The 16,121-nt window shown below is 62.6% G+C and carries 16 protein-coding genes; 7 read left to right on the top strand and 9 right to left on the bottom strand.

The window, feature by feature from the left end:
- Window positions 1-97 precede the first annotated feature (97 nt).
- Both AC6I9R_RS06500 and AC6I9R_RS06495 read left to right on the top strand, forming a co-directional pair.
- Window positions 98-1,492: a helix-turn-helix domain-containing protein gene (locus AC6I9R_RS06500; protein WP_461428014.1), complete on the top strand. Its 1,395-nt coding sequence runs from the start codon at window positions 98-100 to the stop codon at window positions 1,490-1,492.
- 54 nt (window positions 1,493-1,546) lie between these two features.
- Window positions 1,547-2,008 (top strand): SRPBCC family protein, encoded by a 462-nt coding sequence (locus tag AC6I9R_RS06495; RefSeq protein WP_461428013.1) that lies wholly within the window; start codon window positions 1,547-1,549, stop codon window positions 2,006-2,008.
- Here the strand turns inward: AC6I9R_RS06495 and AC6I9R_RS06490 are convergent.
- Window positions 2,005-2,910 carry a DMT family transporter gene (locus AC6I9R_RS06490; RefSeq protein ID WP_461428012.1) on the bottom strand — a complete coding sequence of 302 codons (906 nt, stop codon included), beginning with the start codon at window positions 2,908-2,910 and terminating at the stop codon, window positions 2,005-2,007. The genes AC6I9R_RS06495 and AC6I9R_RS06490 overlap by 4 nt on opposite strands.
- A gap of 412 nt (window positions 2,911-3,322) precedes the next feature.
- On the opposite strand from AC6I9R_RS06490, the gene AC6I9R_RS06485 reads away from it, so the two are divergent.
- Window positions 3,323-5,731: an SIR2 family protein gene (locus AC6I9R_RS06485; RefSeq protein ID WP_461428011.1), complete on the top strand. Its 2,409-nt coding sequence runs from the start codon at window positions 3,323-3,325 to the stop codon at window positions 5,729-5,731.
- A gap of 147 nt (window positions 5,732-5,878) precedes the next feature.
- On the opposite strand, the gene AC6I9R_RS06480 is transcribed toward AC6I9R_RS06485, so the two are convergent.
- From AC6I9R_RS06480 to AC6I9R_RS06470, 3 genes are all read right to left on the bottom strand, one after another.
- A complete protein-coding gene (locus AC6I9R_RS06480; protein ID WP_461428010.1) occupies window positions 5,879-6,649 on the bottom strand; it encodes a YebC/PmpR family DNA-binding transcriptional regulator in 771 nt (256 codons plus the stop codon).
- A gap of 70 nt (window positions 6,650-6,719) precedes the next feature.
- Entirely contained in the window at window positions 6,720-7,250 is a 531-nt protein-coding gene (locus tag AC6I9R_RS06475) for a hypothetical protein (protein WP_461428009.1), read from the bottom strand.
- On the bottom strand, window positions 7,251-7,517 hold the full coding sequence (locus tag AC6I9R_RS06470; RefSeq protein ID WP_461428008.1) for a hypothetical protein: 267 nt from the start codon (window positions 7,515-7,517) through the stop codon (window positions 7,251-7,253).
- Between the two features lie 101 nt (window positions 7,518-7,618).
- On the opposite strand from AC6I9R_RS06470, the gene AC6I9R_RS06465 reads away from it, so the two are divergent.
- Complete coding sequence (locus tag AC6I9R_RS06465) at window positions 7,619-9,391, top strand: SLC13 family permease (protein ID WP_461428007.1); 1,773 nt, start codon at window positions 7,619-7,621, stop codon at window positions 9,389-9,391.
- 115 nt (window positions 9,392-9,506) lie between these two features.
- Here the strand turns inward: AC6I9R_RS06465 and AC6I9R_RS06460 are convergent, their stop codons facing one another.
- The 5 genes from AC6I9R_RS06460 to AC6I9R_RS06440 all read right to left on the bottom strand — a co-directional run bounded on the left by AC6I9R_RS06460 (window position 9,507) and on the right by AC6I9R_RS06440 (window position 14,174).
- The gene (locus AC6I9R_RS06460) at window positions 9,507-11,288 is read right to left on the bottom strand and encodes an SLC13 family permease (RefSeq protein WP_461428006.1); all 1,782 of its coding nucleotides are present in this window, start codon (window positions 11,286-11,288) and stop codon (window positions 9,507-9,509) included.
- Between the two features lie 127 nt (window positions 11,289-11,415).
- A complete protein-coding gene (locus tag AC6I9R_RS06455) occupies window positions 11,416-11,760 on the bottom strand; it encodes a hypothetical protein (protein WP_461428005.1) in 345 nt (114 codons plus the stop codon).
- Window positions 11,761-11,901: 141 nt separating this feature from the next.
- The gene (locus tag AC6I9R_RS06450; RefSeq protein WP_461428004.1) at window positions 11,902-12,786 is read right to left on the bottom strand and encodes a DMT family transporter; all 885 of its coding nucleotides are present in this window, start codon (window positions 12,784-12,786) and stop codon (window positions 11,902-11,904) included.
- Window positions 12,783-13,586 carry a TIGR00282 family metallophosphoesterase gene (locus tag AC6I9R_RS06445; RefSeq protein ID WP_461428003.1) on the bottom strand — a complete coding sequence of 268 codons (804 nt, stop codon included), beginning with the start codon at window positions 13,584-13,586 and terminating at the stop codon, window positions 12,783-12,785. The genes AC6I9R_RS06450 and AC6I9R_RS06445 overlap by 4 nt, the downstream gene beginning before the upstream one ends.
- A gap of 9 nt (window positions 13,587-13,595) precedes the next feature.
- Window positions 13,596-14,174, bottom strand: coding sequence for a 5-formyltetrahydrofolate cyclo-ligase (locus tag AC6I9R_RS06440; RefSeq protein ID WP_461428002.1), 579 nt, complete (start codon window positions 14,172-14,174; stop codon window positions 13,596-13,598).
- Window positions 14,175-14,249: 75 nt separating this feature from the next.
- Between AC6I9R_RS06440 and AC6I9R_RS06435 the strand changes: the two genes are divergently transcribed.
- From AC6I9R_RS06435 to AC6I9R_RS06425, 3 genes are all read left to right on the top strand, one after another.
- On the top strand, window positions 14,250-14,864 hold the full coding sequence (locus AC6I9R_RS06435; RefSeq protein WP_461428001.1) for a VOC family protein: 615 nt from the start codon (window positions 14,250-14,252) through the stop codon (window positions 14,862-14,864).
- Window positions 14,861-15,331 (top strand): GNAT family N-acetyltransferase, encoded by a 471-nt coding sequence (locus AC6I9R_RS06430; protein WP_461428000.1) that lies wholly within the window; start codon window positions 14,861-14,863, stop codon window positions 15,329-15,331. The genes AC6I9R_RS06435 and AC6I9R_RS06430 overlap by 4 nt, the downstream gene beginning before the upstream one ends.
- Before the next feature lie 82 nt (window positions 15,332-15,413).
- On the top strand, window positions 15,414-16,121 hold the full coding sequence (locus AC6I9R_RS06425) for a TerB family tellurite resistance protein (protein ID WP_461427999.1): 708 nt from the start codon (window positions 15,414-15,416) through the stop codon (window positions 16,119-16,121).

Here is a 16,121-nt window from a genome sequence, read left to right as displayed (position 1 = left end):
TCTTTTGCCGTGCAAAAGATCGCGAGGCAGCGTCTCCCCCGGCCCCTTGCTCCCACAATTGCAAATCCGCTAACCTCGCGTTGCAAAGGGGGCATCCATGGCCACGCAAAAGCTCTATGTCGGCGCCAAGCTGCGCGCTATCCGCACGGGCGTGGGCCTGACCCAGAAGGATTTCGCGGCGAAGTTGGGGATCTCCCTGCCCTACCTCAACCAGATGGAGAACAATAACCGCCCGCTCTCCACCGCCGTGTTGATGGGCCTGGCCCAGGACTTCGGCATCGATGTGACCGAACTCTCGGCCTCCGACGCCGACCGCATCGTGTCGGACATGCGCGAGGCCCTGGCCGATCCGCTCTTTGCCGAAACCACCCCTGCCCTCGCCGATCTTCGGCTTGCCGCCTCCAACGCGCCCACGCTGGCCCGCGCCTTTCTGGAACTGCACCGCGCCTATCGCCAGACCCACGAACGCCTGGCCTCCCTCGATGAGGCCTTGGGTCAGCAAAGCAGCGCCACCCCGTCGCCCTGGGAAGAGGTGCGCGATTTCTTCCACTACACTGACAATTACATCGACGCCGTGGACCGCGCGGCCGAGCGTTTTGCGACCCGCGCCACGGGCGATCTGGCAGCCCACACCCAAGCCGTGCTCAGCGACATGGGCGTCACGATCCGCATGGCCGCGGGCGAGGGCGTCCGGTCCTACGTGCCCGAGACGAAGGTCCTGACCCTCTCACCCCAAGCCGCTCCTGAGACGCAGCGGTTCCAACTGCTGCATCAATACGCGCTTCTCGGCCAACAGAAGTTGATCGAGGCGACCCTGGATCTCGCCCGTTTCCAGTCCGAGACCGCACGCGAAATCGCCAGCATCGGCATGGCCAATTACTTCGCGGGCGCCGTCTTGATGCCCTATGTCCGTTTTTCCGAGGCCGCACGCGACACCCGCCATGATCTGGAGCGGATGGCGATTACCTTCGGCGCGTCCATCGAACAAATCGCCCACCGTCTCTCCACCCTCCAGCGCCCCGGCGCCAAGGGCATTCCTTTCTTCTTCGCCCGCGTTGATCAGGCGGGCACGGTCACCAAGCGCCACTCTGCCACGCGGCTGCAATTCGCCCGGTTCGGCGGCGCCTGTCCCCTGTGGAATGTGCATCAGGCGTTCGAGACACCCGGCCAGTTTCTGAGGCAGTTGGCCGAGACGCCCGACGGCGCCCGCTATGTCATCCTGGCCCGCGACGTGTCGAAATCCGGCGGCGCCTGGGGCCGTCCGACCCGCCGCTATGCGGTGTCGCTGGGGTGCGAGGTGCGCCACGCGGCCTCGCTGGTCTATGCCGATGGCCTCGATCTGGACCGCGACACGGCGTTTCAGCCCATCGGCATTTCCTGCCGCATCTGTGAGCGTCCCAATTGCCACCAGCGCGCCGTCCCGCCGCTGGAGCGCCAGCTTCTGGTCGACCCAAACCGACGCGGCACCCTGCCCTACCAGGTCGCGCAATAGATCATTGCCAATTCGGCCAAGCGTCGTAAGCTACCGAGAAACAGGGGGGAAATCATGGAACTACACGCCAGCCGACATATCGCCGCCGACCGCCAGGCCGTCTGGGAAGCGCTCAACGAGGCCGAGGTCCTCAAGGCCTGCATCCCCGGCTGTGAAGAACTCACCGGCTCGCCCGAGGAAGGCTTTGAGGCCACCGTCAAGCAGAAGGTCGGCCCCGTCAAAGCCACGTTCAAAGGCGGCGTGACCCTGTCCGATATCGTGCCGGGCGAAAGCTACACGATCTCGGGCGAGGGCAAAGGCGGCGTCGCCGGGTTTGCCAAAGGCGCGGCACAGGTCCGGCTCGCCGATCACCCTGAGGGCGGGACCGAGCTGACCTATGACGTCGACGCCAAGGTCGGCGGCAAGATCGCGCAACTGGGCTCGCGGCTGGTCAACAGCTTTGCCACCAAGATGGCTGATCAGTTCTTCGAACGCTTCCAGGCGCGGCTTGAGGGGACCGGCGAGGAGACCGCCTAAACGGCGGCGCGGCGACGGCGGGCCAGCACCGCCTCGCGCCAGGTGATGAAGCTGATCGCCGCAATGATCATCGCGCCGCCCGCGATGACGAAGCCGTCCGCGGGCTCGCCGAAGACGAAAACGCCCAAAGCCGTCGCCCAGACCAGTTGCAGGAAGGTGACCGGCTGGGTGACGGCGAGCGGCGCGGCGCGGAACGCCAGCGTCATCGAGTAGTGGCCGATTGTGGCGAAGAAGGCGCAGAGGAAAAGCCAGCCCAAATCCTCCCACCCGACCGGCACCCAGACGTACCACGCCAGCGGCGCCAGCAGCGCCGGCACGATCAACGACAGGTAGAAAACCACCACCTCGGGCGCTGTCCGCTGCGAGGCGATCTTGGCGAGGAAGTAGCTGCCCGCCATGAAAACGGCGGTGAAGAGCATGGTGATGTGGCCCAGATCGATCTCGCGAAAGCCGGGGCGGATGATCACGAAAGTGCCCGCGAAGGCCACGGCCACGGCGGCGATCCGGTAGGGGCCGAGACGCTCGCCCAGAAAGATTACGGCAAGGATGATGACGTAGACCGGGTTGAGGTAGTTCAGCGCCGTGACGTCGGCGATGGGAATGCGGGTCATGGCGAAAAACCAGAGCGAGACGGCGAAGGCATGGGCAACACCCCGCGCGAGGAAGAGGCCCGCGAGGGGCCGATCAATGGCCGCGCGGCGGACGGAGGGGAGCATGGGGATCAGGAAAACGAGGCCCAGCGCGTAGCGCAGGAACCCGGACTGGATCGCGGGGACGTCGGTGCCCACCATCTTCACGGTCGCGGTGACAGCCACGAAACAGAGGCCCGTGAGAAGCATCCAGAAGATGCCCCACCCGGGGCGGGAGGCGGGCGCGACGATGGGAGGGGCTGGGGTTTCCATGTCCTGCCAGATGACCACCGGGGCGGCGGGGCCGCAAGGGGATAAGCGGGGGTGGTGGGGGCTGGGATTTGGGGGGTGCGCAGGGATGCTCAAGCTTGAGCACAGGGGTTATGTAGTTGAAATTGTGTGATTTTGTGGATTTTGTTAACGTTTTGTTAGGGATTTTTTTGGGGTGTTTGTTCTGGAGGAGGCTCTATGCGGATGCGGCAGAATGAGCCGACTTCTGATAGATGCATGAATGGGCGGGAAGCGGCCATTCACATCGTTCACGGATGGGGGCGGCTTTGCGCAGTGTGCGGACTTTCCATAGACTCGGGGAGCCGAATATGCCCGGCCAACCCGGTGTTGAAAAATGCCACAAACTCCATCAGTATTTGTCAGACGGAATTGATAGATTTAAACCGGAGCGAGTATGGATTTCCCACTCGAATATGATACAGAACGATGCGTGCTTTTCTTGGGTTCCGGCTTTTCAGCAGCCGCCACAAATAAGCGATCCGGTCATCCGCCAGTTGGCAACGGCCTTCAGCAAACTATTATGTCCGAGATTGATGAAGACAATGCAGATATCGACCTTAAGGATGCAGCCTCTTATGCCGCTAATCGAGGGGTAGACTTGTATGGCTTGTTGCACGAGCTTTTTATCATTACAGAATTGAATGACGACCAAAAGACTATTTTGGGTAAGCGGTGGAGAAGAATCTATACAACAAATTACGATGATGCTGTTGAATTCTTTGAAAAAGACATCCCAAAGAAGAGTCGCAGGTCAAGCTTTTCGATAGATGACGAGAGGCCTCGCAAATTTCCTTCAAACTCTGTGGTGCACTTGCATGGTTACATTCATGCGTGTGACAGGAAAAACGTTCTTTCACAGCTTGTGCTAGATCACCGCTCATACGCAGAGCAGGCGGCGTTGGGCAGCCCATGGTGGGATCAGTTTGAAAGAGACATTCAAGGTGCTCAATGGATATTTTTTGTTGGATACAACTTGAACGACTTTGTTGTTGCCAAGTACCTAACGAAAGATCCGGGCATTTCCGGGAAAACCAGGTTTATACTGCGTGATCCCGTTAGCGACTACATGCTTGATAGGTTAGAAGGATACGGCTCAGTAGATCCGATTGCGACTTCTGGCTTCGCTGAATCATGTTCCAATGCCAAAACAGGGGACCCAATCAGCGATTTTCAGCAACTGCGTGCCTTCCGGCTGATTGACCCTTACAAAGACAACAAAGCGATCGCTAGGCCAACTCCAGTTGAGATTGAGAACTTCCTGACGCGAGGCAACTACAATTTTCGATCCTTGTCCTCAACCTATCCAAAGGCCGAGTTCGCGATACCGAGAGAGTCGAAGATGCAAGAGGCTAAGGAGGCAATCTCAGACTCAAAGACGCTGTTGCTTCATTCCCGAACCGCGAATGGAAAGAGCATCTTTGCTGATATGCTCAGCCTCGAACTGTCGGCCGCTGGCAAGAGCTGTGTGCGCTACACAAGTCACAGTGACATCCCCCCGTCAGAGATTGAGTTTCTTTCTCAAGTAAATGACCTTATTGTTTTTTTTAGAACCTATGACGACGTCGTGGCCGTGTCCGACGAGATTGCCGAATTAAAGGCGAATGCGACTTTCATAGTCGAGATTAACACCGGCACCGATCAAGTTCGGCGAAGCGAGGTACACAGCTTCCTACCAAACCCAATCGGTAGGTTGGATCTAAATCCATTTGAGAGAAGGGATCGACAAAACTTTAGAGAACTTCTATCGCGTTCAGGTATTCCATCAGAAGGGCTTGAACTCTCGGGCAGTGGCCGGACTGAGTTGCGCGATCATCTGGTAGACTTGTTAAACAGCCCATACATCAAAGAGCGTTTGAGACTTGCGATCAAACCCTTGCTAGACGACACGGAAGCAATGAAGGTGATTGCGACTGCTTGTGTGATGAGATCATTCTCAATTCACGTTGGGACTGATTTCATCCGTGCGATTACAGGTGGTGATCCGTTTGATATTCTGTTGAAGAATGAAGTCGCAGCCTTTGAGTTCGGTGCTTTGACGCCAGAAGCGCTTGCATTGCACTCAGCGGTCTTTAGCGAGTACTTCTTGAGGGAACATGTCGGCTCGCACGGCATTGCAAGTGTTATTTGCAGGCTGGCGCTAGAGGCTGCCAAACGCAAGAAAAATGGCACGAACCTGAGCTCCCAGCGAAATCGGGAAGCTCGCAAGGCTCTTGGTGCTCTCCTCCAATATGGGAGAGTATCGTCTTTGCTTGGCAGAGACCGTGACGGCGAGACACAAAAATCAATAACTGACCTTTATGAAACACTGAGAGACAACATCATAATAAATGATGAGCCGCTTTTTTGGCTGCAATACAGCATATTTATGCAGGACGTGGGCAACTACAACATGGCGCGAAAGCACCTAGAAACAGCATATCAAAGAGCAGCGACGACCGAAGGTTTTCTAACTTATCAACTGGATACGAACTATCTGAAACTAATCCTTCAAGCGCCCGCAGGTGAAGATGGGTTTCCAGGCGACACTGAAGTTTTGTTCGATCTTATAGATAAGGTGCATAATATGCTTTCGGCACCAGATCACAGAGTACATGCAATTCGAGTGCTGGAAGATATAAGGGTTTTTTGCTACAATAACCGAAAAGTACTCACTGATGGTGAACGTCAGCGTCTTTCCATGCAGTGCTTAGGAATCGTACAAACGCTTTCAGCACTGGATATTAGTATAAAAACGGAATTTGGAACTGAGAAGTCAAGGGTAGCTGTCGAGGAGGCTATTTCTTTGATTGCGGCGAGTGCTTAAACGCCGCGAATATCTAGCCGTTGATCAAATGTGAGCAGTAGCGTCGTCGCCCTATCATTCTCGTGGCCTTTGCTAATGTCTGCTTCGAGCTAAGCCGTGCGATCCTTTGCGTTTGGATCAGATGTCCGCAAGGGGCCGAATGCCCCCCTACTCCGCCCCCAACTGCGCCATGACCTCGTCGGAGATCTCGAAGTTCGCCGTCACGGTCTGGACGTCGTCGTCCTCTTCCAGGGCCTCGATCAGCTTCATCAGCTTTTGGGCGTCTTCCAGGCCCAGTTCGGTCGTCGTGGTGGGGCGCCAGACGAGTTTGGTGGATTCGGATTCACCCAGTTCGGCCTCCAGGGCGTTGGAGACGTCGTTCAGGTCGGTGTCGGCGCACCAGATGACGTGGTTGCCGGGGTCCTCGTCGCCGTCGCCCTCGTTGGTTTCGACGTCTTCGGCACCGGCCTCGATGGCGGCCATCATGATGGTGTCGGCGTCGCCGGCCGACAGCGGGTAGGTCACCTGGCCCTTGCGGTCGAACATGAAGCCGACGGAGCCGGTTTCGCCCAGGTTGCCGCCGTTCTTGGTAAACGTGGAGCGGACGGTGGAGGCGGTGCGGTTCTTGTTGTCGGTCATCGTCTCCACGATCACCGCGACGCCGTTGGGGCCGTAGCCCTCGTAGCGGATCTCGTCATAGTTCTCGGCGTCGCCGCCGGTGGCCTTGGAGATGGCGCGCTCGATCACGTCCTTGGGGACGGAGACGGATTTCGCCTCTTTCACGGCGAGGCGCAGGCGGGGGTTCTTGTCGGGGTCGGGGTCGCCCATTTTGGCGGCGACGGTGATTTCCTTGGACATCTTCGAGAACACCTTGGCGCGCAGTTTGTCCTGGCGTCCCTTGCGGTGTTGGATGTTTGCCCATTTTGAATGGCCTGCCATGGGTCTCTCCCTCGCTTCTGGATGTGCCCCGTGTCCTTAGTCAAACCGGGGTGCCTGGGCAAGCGGCGATCTAATCGCTGAGGTTGAGCGCACGGCGGATTTGTTCCAGTTCGATGGGCAGCTCGATGGTCTCGTAGAGGAGCAGGTCGCGGGCCTCTTCGCGCAGGAACGCCTCATGGTCGGCGCGTACGGAACTGCCGAAGTTGGCGCCTGCGACCGACGACATCACGAGCGAGGCGAGGGCCACGAGCACGAATTGGCGGACGATTTGGGGTTCAGGCGTCTCTCCGGGGTCAGCCAAGAGGGACATGGCGGGGTTTTCCTTGGGGAAGGCGTAGATCACCAGGCCGCCGATGAGGGTGATGAGCGCGGGCAGGAAGGCGTTGACGGCGGGCGCGCGGCTGGCGCCCAGGAGAAGGCCGAAGCCCGCGCCCAGGACGGCGAAGAAGAAGGCAAAGCGCATCAGGCGCCAGGATCCGGTGACACCGCAGAGGAGGGCCACGATCAGGGCGATGGCCACGATGGGGACGATGCCGTAGAGCAGCGCCGTCTCGAAATGGCGCAGAAGCACGTCCCATTGGTCGGGGTCGAAGATCACCATCTATTCTTGCACCTGCATCTCCAGCTGTTGGCGGATGTCTTCCAGGTTCAGCTGTTGGCCGTTGTGCATGATCACCGGGCCCAGGGGGCTTGCGGGTTGGGAGGGGACTTCGGGGTTGCAGATCAACCGCCCCTCTATCACGCAGCAAAAACCGAAGCACTGATCGCCCGCGCCCGGGACGGCCTCGATCCCGGTCGGGGGCGAAAGCTCCGTTTGGGCCGCAAGGGCGGTGCCCAGACATAGGGCGGGGACAAGGTAACGCAGCATGGGCGAAGCCTACCACGCACGCGGTCCCCGACCAAGTCTATCGGTCCGGGCCCGCATTATTCCCTTCCCACACCTCCGGCGCGCTTCTATGCAAGGACGTCATGAGTACCGATCAAATCATCCTGTTCTCACTTTTCGGCGCCGTCTTCGCTCTGCTCCTTTGGGGCCGGTTCCGTTACGACCTCGTGGCGTTCTCGGCCCTGATGCTCGGCACCGTTCTGGGCGTTGTCCCGGCGTCCGAGGCCTTTGCGGGCTTCGGCCACCCCGCCACGCTGGTCGTGGCGCTGGTCCTCGTCGTCTCGGCGGGCCTCGTGCGGTCCGGCGCGGTGTTCCTGATCACCCGCACGCTTGTCGATGCCTCCCGTTCGCTGGGCGCCCATATCTCGATCATGGGCGCCATCGGCGGCGTGTTGTCGGCCTTCATGAACAACGTCGCCGCGCTTGCGCTGCTGATGCCCGTCGACATCGCGACGGCCCGAAAGGCGGGTCGCTCGCCCGCCATGTCCCTGATGCCTTTGTCCTTTTGCACGATCCTGGGCGGCATGGTCACCCTGATCGGTACGCCGCCCAACATCATCATCGCCACGATCCGCGAGGATCAATTGGGCGCGCCGTTCCGCATGTTCGACTTCGCGCCCGTGGGCGGGGTTGCCGCCATCGCGGGGCTGGCCTTCGTGGCGCTCATCGGCTGGCGCCTGATCCCCAACCGCGACAGCGGCGTGGGGGAACAACTCGACAAACTCGCCCCCTACATCGCAGAGCTGCGCTTGCCCGAGGGCTCCAAACTGGCCAACACCCGCCTGCGCGATCTGCAAACTGCCGCTGAAGAGGCCGACGTCGCGATCCTTGGCATCCTGCGCGACGGCAAACGGCGCTTCGGCACGGGTCGCAACCTGACACTACGCGACGGCGATGTGCTGGTCCTGGAGGCCTCCCCCGAGGCGCTGGACGAGTTCCGGGTGGGCCAGAGCCTGGAGACCAACGGCTCCGGCAATGCCGCCGATAACGCCACGGGCGACGGCGTCACCTTCGTCGAGATGGTCGTCCCCGATGAGGCGCGCATCGTGGGCAAGACCGCCGAAAGCGTCGGGCTGGCCTGGCGGCAACGCACGACGCTGATGGGCATCGCGCGCAAGGGCACGCGGATCACCAAACGCCTGCGCAAAACGGTGGTGGAGCCGGGCGATATCCTGCTGCTCCTGGCGCCTTCCGACAGTGCCGACGACGTGGTTACATGGCTCGGCGGGCTGACCCTGGCCGACCGAGGCCTGACGGTGACCAATGACACCAAGACCTGGGCGGCCATCGGCCTTTTCGCCGCCGCCGTGATCGCGGCCTCCCTAGGGATCGTCTACCTGCCCATCGCGCTCGGCATCGTCGCTGTAGGCTATGTGCTGTTGAAAATCCTGCCGCTCGCCGAGATCTATGACCATATCGAATGGCCCGTCGTGGTCCTTCTGGGCTCGATGATCCCGCTCGGCGCGGCGCTGGACAGTTCGGGCGGCACGGAACTCATCGCCAATTCGCTCGTGTCCCTGACCGACGGCCTGCCCGCCTGGGCGATCCTGACGGTCCTCATGGTCGTCACCATGACCATGTCCGACGTGCTCAACAACACCGCCACCGCCATCGTCGCGGCGCCCGTGGGCATCACCATGGCCGGGTCCCTCGGCGTCTCGCCCGATCCATTCCTGATGGCGGTCGCCATCGCCGCCTCCGCCGCCTTCCTCACGCCGATTGGCCACAAGAACAACACGCTGATCCTGGGCCCCGGCGGCTACGGCTTTGGCGATTACTGGCGCATGGGCCTGCCGCTGGAGGTCATCGTGGTCGCCGTCTCCATCCCCACGATCCTCCTCGTCTGGCCATTGTAATCCCCACCGCAAAAATCGCGCCGCCCCCCATTTCCCCGTTCTCCAAATATCCTGGGGGTTTGGGGGCAAAGCCCCCATCCAAAAAAATAGACAATGTGCCGAAGGCTCCTTCTGGTCAGAGCGGCCAGATCAACGGAATGGTCAAACACACGACCACGCCCAATGACAGGTTCAACGGCACGCCGACCTTCATGAAATCGCTGAACGCATAGCCCCCCGGCCCGTAGACCAACATGTTGGTCTGATAGCCGATGGGCGTGGCAAAACAGGCCGAGGCCGCGATCATCACGGCGATCACCAGGGGCCGCGGGTCGACGCCCGTGGCCTGGGCCAGGGCAATCGCGATGGGCGCCATGATCACCGCGATGGCGTTGTTGGAGACCAGCTCGGTCAGCACCGTGGTGATGTAGTAGACGGCGAAGAGAAGCACCCAGGTGGGCGCGCCTTCCAGCCAGGGGGCGGCCTGACCCACGATCAGGGTGATCGCACCGGTATGATCCAGCGCCGCGCCCACAGCGAGCATGGCGAAGATTAGCGCCAAAAGCCGCCCATCGATGAAGCCGAAAGCCTCATCGGCGTCGATGCAGCCGGTCAGCAGGACCACGGCGACGGCCACCACGGCGAGGGCCAGGATCGGCGCGACGTTGAAGGCGGCAAGGATCACGATGCCCGCCATCGCGGCAATTGCGATGGGGGATTTCCCGCGCCGATAGGCGCGCTCGGACGGGTGCGAGACATCGGTCAGCCCCATGTCGGCGGCGAGCCGCGCGATGTCTGCCGGGTCACCCTCCAACAGCAGCGTATCGCCGATGCGCACCACCAGATCATCCAGCTGCGTGCCGATGTTCTGGTTCCGCCGATGCACCGCCAGCGGATAGACGCCGTAGCGCCGCCGCAGGCGCAGGTTGCCAAGCGAGCGCCCGATCATCTTGCTGCCGGGCGTGATCAGCACTTCGACCGTGGCCGTCGCCACCTGGCTCAGCTTGTCCACGGTCTTCAGCTCTTTGGAGGCCTGGAGGCCCAGCACCTCGGCCATGTCAGTGCGCAGCACGACACGGTCGCCCTCCTGCAGGGCCACCGCCGCCAGATCGCGGCGCAGGGACGCATCGCCGCGCAGCACGTCGATCAGGCGCACGCCATCGCGTTTGAACAGATCCACCTCGCGCACCGCTTGCCCGATCAGGGATGAGCCCTCGGGCACCGCGACTTCGGTGAAGAACTTCGGCCGCGACCGCCCGCCCCCCAGCAAAGACGCCATGGAGGCGCGGTCGGGCAGCAGGAAACGCCCGACGAACATCAGGTAGATCATCCCCCAGGCGACGACGACAAGGCCGATGGGCGTGACCTCGAATATGGTGAATGGCGCCAGGCCCTGGGCGCGGGCGACGCCGTCGACCAGCAGGTTGGTGGAGGTGCCGATGAGGGTCAGCGTGCCGCCCATGATGGCCGCATAGGACAGCGGGATCAGCAGTTTGGAGGGCGATTGCCCGAGGATCTTGGCGATCTGCACGAAGACCGGGATCATGATCACCACAATCGGCGTGTTGTTCATGAAGGCCGAGCCCACGGCGACGAAGGCCAAAAGGCTGATCACGGCGAGCGCGGGGCGGGCCTTGGCATTGGCCTCGGCAAACTTGGTCAGCCCGTCGAGCGCGCCGGTACGCACCAGCGCGCCCATGACGATGAACATCGCGGCAATCGTCCAGGGGGCGGGGTTCGACAACACGTCAACGGCCCGCGCGTAGGGCAGAAGGCCCAGGATCAGCAGCGTGGCGCAACCGCCGATGGCGACGACCTCTGTGGGCCACCGCTCCCACAGGAACATGGCGAACATGACGGCCAGAATGGCGAGGGTCAGAAGGCCCTCTCCGGTCGCGGATAGGGGTAGATCGACCATGGAACTCCGGTTCGGGCGGGATGCCCCGGGGCCTATCTTTGTCGCAGGGACCTGGGCCCTGCAACACAAATGCCCCGCTGAACACACGTCAGCGGGGCACTTGGTGCAAAAGGAAGCGGCGCTGGGATCAGTTGCTGATCGCGCTCAGCGGCAGGCCGGTCACGGTGCAGGCCCAGGAGCCCGTCGCGTCACCTTCAACGCCGATGCCCATGGTCGTGGCACCGCCGCCACCGCCGGTCTGGGGCGTCTGGTTGCACTGGATGTTGCCGCGCAGCGCGGTGTTCCAATCGGCGGTGCCGTAAAGGCGCGTGCCCTCGATGATCCAGGCGCGGACCGAGTTCTGCGTGGCCTCCACCTGGGAGTTGCCGAAGCCGATGCCGGTGACCAGCTCGACCGATTGCTGAGCCATGGCCGGCACGGCGGTGGCCGCGAGGGCCAGGGCGAGGATGGGGGCTTTGAAAGACGTAAACATGAGAAAATCCTAAGTGTTTGAACGGAATATAGGCCGAAGGGGTTCCGACCACGGCACTTGGGTACCGATGACACTGGTATAGGGGCTGTTAGGTGATCCGAACAGGGCGGGATTTCCGTAAGGTCAACGAACCCAAGAAACTCAAGGTGAGATCCGTCGCGGCTGAACGAGGAACACGCCCAGAAGCATCAGCGCCAGTGCGCCCCAGACCCAGGGCGAATAGCTTTCTCCCAGGATCAGCTTGGCCCAGAGGATGCCAAAGCCCGTCACCAGATAGCCCACTTGGGACGCGAAGACCGCGCCGGTGCGGCCCACAAGCCAGACGTAGGTGGTGTAGGCCGTGGTATGGGCGATGGCGATGCCGACGATGGCCCAGATCCCGGCGTCCCAGGGCACGAAGGGGCTGATCCATTCACCCGTGCCGACGGCCAGCGGCGCGGACAGGATCATGCCCACAACCGAGGAGCCGAAAAGCACCTGCACCGCATCCAGGCCCACAGTGCCCCATTTGGCGACGATATTACCCTCTACCGCATAAAGGAACGGCGCGATCACCGCGACGGGCAGCCAGATCGCCATCGCGGGATCCGGCAGGCTGGTGCCCGGCAGGGCGATCAGGATGATCGCGGTAAAGCCCAGCAGCAGGCCGAAGAGGCGCAGGGCCGAGAAGCGGTCCATCCCGACCGCCAGGGCGATGGGAAAGGCGAACATCGGCACGGTGGCCAGAACGATCGACAGGATGCCCGAGGGCAGATGGACGGCCGCCGTGAAGCTGGCGGAGTTGGGCAGGATCGTTCCGATCATGGCGATCAACAGGTAGAAGGCCAGCGCCCGGGGGTGCAGCGGCAGGGGCTTGCGGCGGATCACGCTGAACACGCCCAGAAGCGCCGCACCGATGGCGAACTGCCAGAAAATGATGCCGATATCGCGGTGGCCCGCGTTCACGGCGATCTTCGAGAGCGGCTGGGTGATGCCCCACAACGCCCCCATGCCGATCAGCAGGACAAGCGGCAGCGCCTTAGTCAAGGGGTGGCGCTTTGCAGGCGTCCGCCCTCGCGGATGGGCGTGACGGATTTGGCCTGGCCGGTCTGGTCATCGGTCTCGATCAACACGCCCGAAAGCGTCGCCTCACCTGTGGCGGGAGTGAAACGCTCCTTCGGCATGCCGGTAATGAAACGGCGCAGCGGCTCGGTCTTTTCCATCCCGATGACGGAGTTGTAATCGCCGCACATGCCCGCGTCGGTCATATAGGCGGTGCCGCCGGGCAGGATCATCGCGTCACCCGTGGGCACATGGGTGTGGGTGCCGACGACAAGGCTGGCGCGGCCATCGCAGAAGTGGCCCACGGCCATTTTCTCGGACGTGGCCTCGGCATGGATATCGATGAGGTGCACCTTGGCCTGCCCGCCGAGGGTCTTGAGCGCGCCCTCGAGGGCCGAGAACGGATCATCATAGGGGCGCTTCATGAAGACCTGGCCCAGCGCTTGCGCCACCAGAACCTTGCGACCCTTCACGTCAAAGAGGCGCGCGCCCTTGCCCGGCGCGGATTTGGAGAAGTTGAGAGGGCGGAGGATGCGCGGCTCTGTCTCGATGAACTGGAGCATGTCCTTTTGATCGAAGGCGTGATCACCGAGGGTCAGGCAATCAACGCCCGCGTCCAGAAGGGTCTTTGCGTGGGCGCCCGAGAGGCCCATGCCGGAGGTGGCGTTTTCGCCGTTCACCACCACGAAATCGAGCTTCCAATCGGCCCGGAGGCCGGGGAGCCGTTGTGTGATCGCCGCACGTCCCGCGCGGCCCATGACATCGCCTAGAAAGAGAATACGCATGGGAGGGGCTTAGGCGGGCTTTGGGGTGGCGGCAAGGGGGCCGTTTTCGGTGATCAGCGCATCGAGGGGCTGATCGGTCGGCTCTTGGGGAACTTGGGGCAGCTCCTGCGCGGCATAGGCGTAGCCGATGGCCCTTGTGGGGGCGGTGGCGCGCAGGCGTTCCAGCGTGCGGTCATAGAAGCCGCCGCCGTAGCCCAGGCGGTTGAGGTGCGCGTCGAAGGCCACGAGGGGGACGATCAGGGTGTCGGGGGTCAGCCAGTCGCCGCTCGCAGGGATTTGAGCGCCGAAGGGGCCGTCTTCGAGGCGCACGCCCGGCGTCCATTCGCGGAAGTCGAGCGGCTGGCCCGCCGCTTTGATGACCGGCACGCAGAGGCGGGCGCCGGCGGCGTGGAGGGCCTCCATGGCGGGCAGTGGAGAGATTTCCGTGCGGATCGGCATGTAGCCCGCGATGGTGCGACCCGCGGCGGGGCCTATGGCGGCGATCAGGTGCATGGTCGCCGCCGGGGTCTTGCTGGTGGCTTGCGCGTGGGCCGCCTTGCGGGCCGCGAAAGCGGCTTTGCGGGCGGTGGCTTTGGGGTCTGTGTTCATGGGCGTAATAGGCCGGGTTTACGGCCAGCGCGCTAGGAGCTTTCCGACCTGCGCGCCTTCGGTTACGACGGGGGCATGCTGACGTTTGATCATATCGCCGTCTCGGCCGAGGCGTTGGAGCCCGGCGCGCGGGACGTGGAAGCAGCCCTGGGCCAACCTTTGTTGCCGGGTGGCGCACACCCGGACATGGGCACCCACAATCGTCTGCTGTCGTTCGGGCCGGAGGAATATTTCGAGCTGATTGCGATTGACCCCGAGGCCCCCGGCCCGGATCAGCCGCGCTGGTTCAACCTGGATGAGTTTGAGGGGCCTGCGCGGGTGACGAACTGGATCTGCCGTTGCCCCGATATAGAGGCCGCGATTGCGGCGGCGCCTGAGGGGATTGGCATGCCGTGGCGCCTGCAGCGGGCGGATCTGCGCTGGACCATGGCGGTGCCGCGCGACGGGAAGCTGCCCTTTGGCGGGCTGTTTCCGGCGTTGATCCAGTGGCATGGCGCGGCGCATCCGGCGCCCCGATTGCAGGATACGGGCGTGCGGTTGAAGGAATTGCGGTTGTTTTCGCCCCAGGTGGAGGCGCTTGGGGCGGCGCTTCAGCCCCTCCTCGATGACGCACGCGTCATTCTCCTCGCAGCTGACACAGTGCGGATTGAGGCGGTGCTGAGCACGCCCGGTGGGGAGGTGGTGTTGTGATTTCGGGGGCGGGGGCTGACGATGTACCTGCGATCTTGGCGCTGTGGAACGAGGTGATTGCGGAGACGACGATCACCTTTACCTCGGCCCCCAAAACGCGCGAGGCGATTGCAGAGCTGGTGGCGCGTCAGCCGGTGTTCCTGGCGCGGGACGGCGCGCAGACGCTGGGGTTTGCCACCTATGCGCAGTTTCGCGGGGGCGATGGGTATCGGCTGACCCAGGAGCACGCGATTTATTTGACCGAGCGCGCGCGCGGGCGGGGGATCGGGCGGGCGCTCCTGGTGGCGGTGGAGGACCATGCGCGAGAGGCTGGGAACCACAGTCTGATTGCCGGGATCTCGGGCGAAAACGCGGGCGGCATCGCGTTTCATCGCGCGATGGGGTTTGAGACGGTGGGGCATTTGCCGCAGGTGGGGCATAAGTTCGGGCGGTATCTGGACCTTGTCTTAATGCAAAAGCATCTCTGAAAGAGATGCGGAGCTTTGCAAAAGCTGTTGTGAGGTGCGTTTCCCCCTGACGTTCCCGGCAGCCTCGGGGTAAGCTTTGGCCATGTCGCTTTGGACTCGCATATCAGAGGCGCTGGAGGCGCTGCGCCAGGGCGAAAGCCTGTCGGAGGTCTTTGGCCGCCTGCGCACGCCACCGGAGCGGACGGTGGCCTTCACCATTGCCGTGATCGCGCTGTCGGCCAAGATGGCCAAGGCTGACGGGCTGGTGACGCGTGATGAGGTCACGGCGTTCCGCCGCGTGTTCCACATCCCCGCCGCCGATGAGCCCGCCGCCGCGCGGGTCTTCAACATGGCGCGCGCGGATGTGGCGGGGTTTGAGCAATATGCCGACCGGATCGCGCGGATGTTCCGGGTCGACGGCAAGCCGTGCGGCGCGGACTCGGTGCTGTGTGACCTGATGGAGGGGCTCTTTCACATCGCCGCCGCCGATGGCGAGTACCACCCGGCGGAGGATGCGTTCCTGTCGCGGGTGGCTGAGATCTTCGGGATGGACGACGCGGGCTTTCGCAGGCTGCGCGCGCGCCATGTGCCGGATGCGGCCCCCGATCCCTATACCGTGCTGGGGGTCTCGCCCGATGCGCCTTTGGACGACATTCGCGCCGCTTACCGGGCCGAGGTGCGCCAGACCCACCCCGACCAGATGGTCGCGCGGGGCGTGCCGGAGGAAGCGGTGAAACTGGCCGAGCAGCGGATGCAGGCGATCAACCAGGCCTGGGAAGAGATCCAGGACAGCCGCCGGGAACCTGCCTGA

It is taken from the genome of Gymnodinialimonas sp. (assembly GCF_059726805.1).
The sequence above is the reverse complement of the archived record's forward strand: the minus strand, read 5'-3'. Positions and strand labels throughout refer to the sequence as shown.

Excerpts from the sequence above, each read along its gene's own strand:
- AC6I9R_RS06500 (WP_461428014.1), top strand. The coding sequence starts at position 98 with ATGGCCACGCAAAAGCTCTATGTCGGCGCCAAGCTGCGCGCTATCCGC.
- AC6I9R_RS06495 (WP_461428013.1), top strand. The coding sequence starts at position 1,547 with ATGGAACTACACGCCAGCCGACATATCGCCGCCGACCGCCAGGCCGTC.
- AC6I9R_RS06490 (WP_461428012.1), bottom strand. The coding sequence starts at position 2,910 with ATGGAAACCCCAGCCCCTCCCATCGTCGCGCCCGCCTCCCGCCCCGGG.
- AC6I9R_RS06485 (WP_461428011.1), top strand. The coding sequence starts at position 3,323 with ATGGATTTCCCACTCGAATATGATACAGAACGATGCGTGCTTTTCTTG.
- AC6I9R_RS06480 (WP_461428010.1), bottom strand. The coding sequence starts at position 6,649 with ATGGCAGGCCATTCAAAATGGGCAAACATCCAACACCGCAAGGGACGC.
- AC6I9R_RS06475 (WP_461428009.1), bottom strand. The coding sequence starts at position 7,250 with ATGGTGATCTTCGACCCCGACCAATGGGACGTGCTTCTGCGCCATTTC.
- AC6I9R_RS06470 (WP_461428008.1), bottom strand. The coding sequence starts at position 7,517 with ATGCTGCGTTACCTTGTCCCCGCCCTATGTCTGGGCACCGCCCTTGCG.
- AC6I9R_RS06465 (WP_461428007.1), top strand. The coding sequence starts at position 7,619 with ATGAGTACCGATCAAATCATCCTGTTCTCACTTTTCGGCGCCGTCTTC.
- AC6I9R_RS06460 (WP_461428006.1), bottom strand. The coding sequence starts at position 11,288 with ATGGTCGATCTACCCCTATCCGCGACCGGAGAGGGCCTTCTGACCCTC.
- AC6I9R_RS06455 (WP_461428005.1), bottom strand. The coding sequence starts at position 11,760 with ATGTTTACGTCTTTCAAAGCCCCCATCCTCGCCCTGGCCCTCGCGGCC.
- AC6I9R_RS06445 (WP_461428003.1), bottom strand. The coding sequence starts at position 13,586 with ATGCGTATTCTCTTTCTAGGCGATGTCATGGGCCGCGCGGGACGTGCG.
- AC6I9R_RS06440 (WP_461428002.1), bottom strand. The coding sequence starts at position 14,174 with ATGAACACAGACCCCAAAGCCACCGCCCGCAAAGCCGCTTTCGCGGCC.
- AC6I9R_RS06435 (WP_461428001.1), top strand. The coding sequence starts at position 14,250 with ATGCTGACGTTTGATCATATCGCCGTCTCGGCCGAGGCGTTGGAGCCC.
- AC6I9R_RS06425 (WP_461427999.1), top strand. The coding sequence starts at position 15,414 with ATGTCGCTTTGGACTCGCATATCAGAGGCGCTGGAGGCGCTGCGCCAG.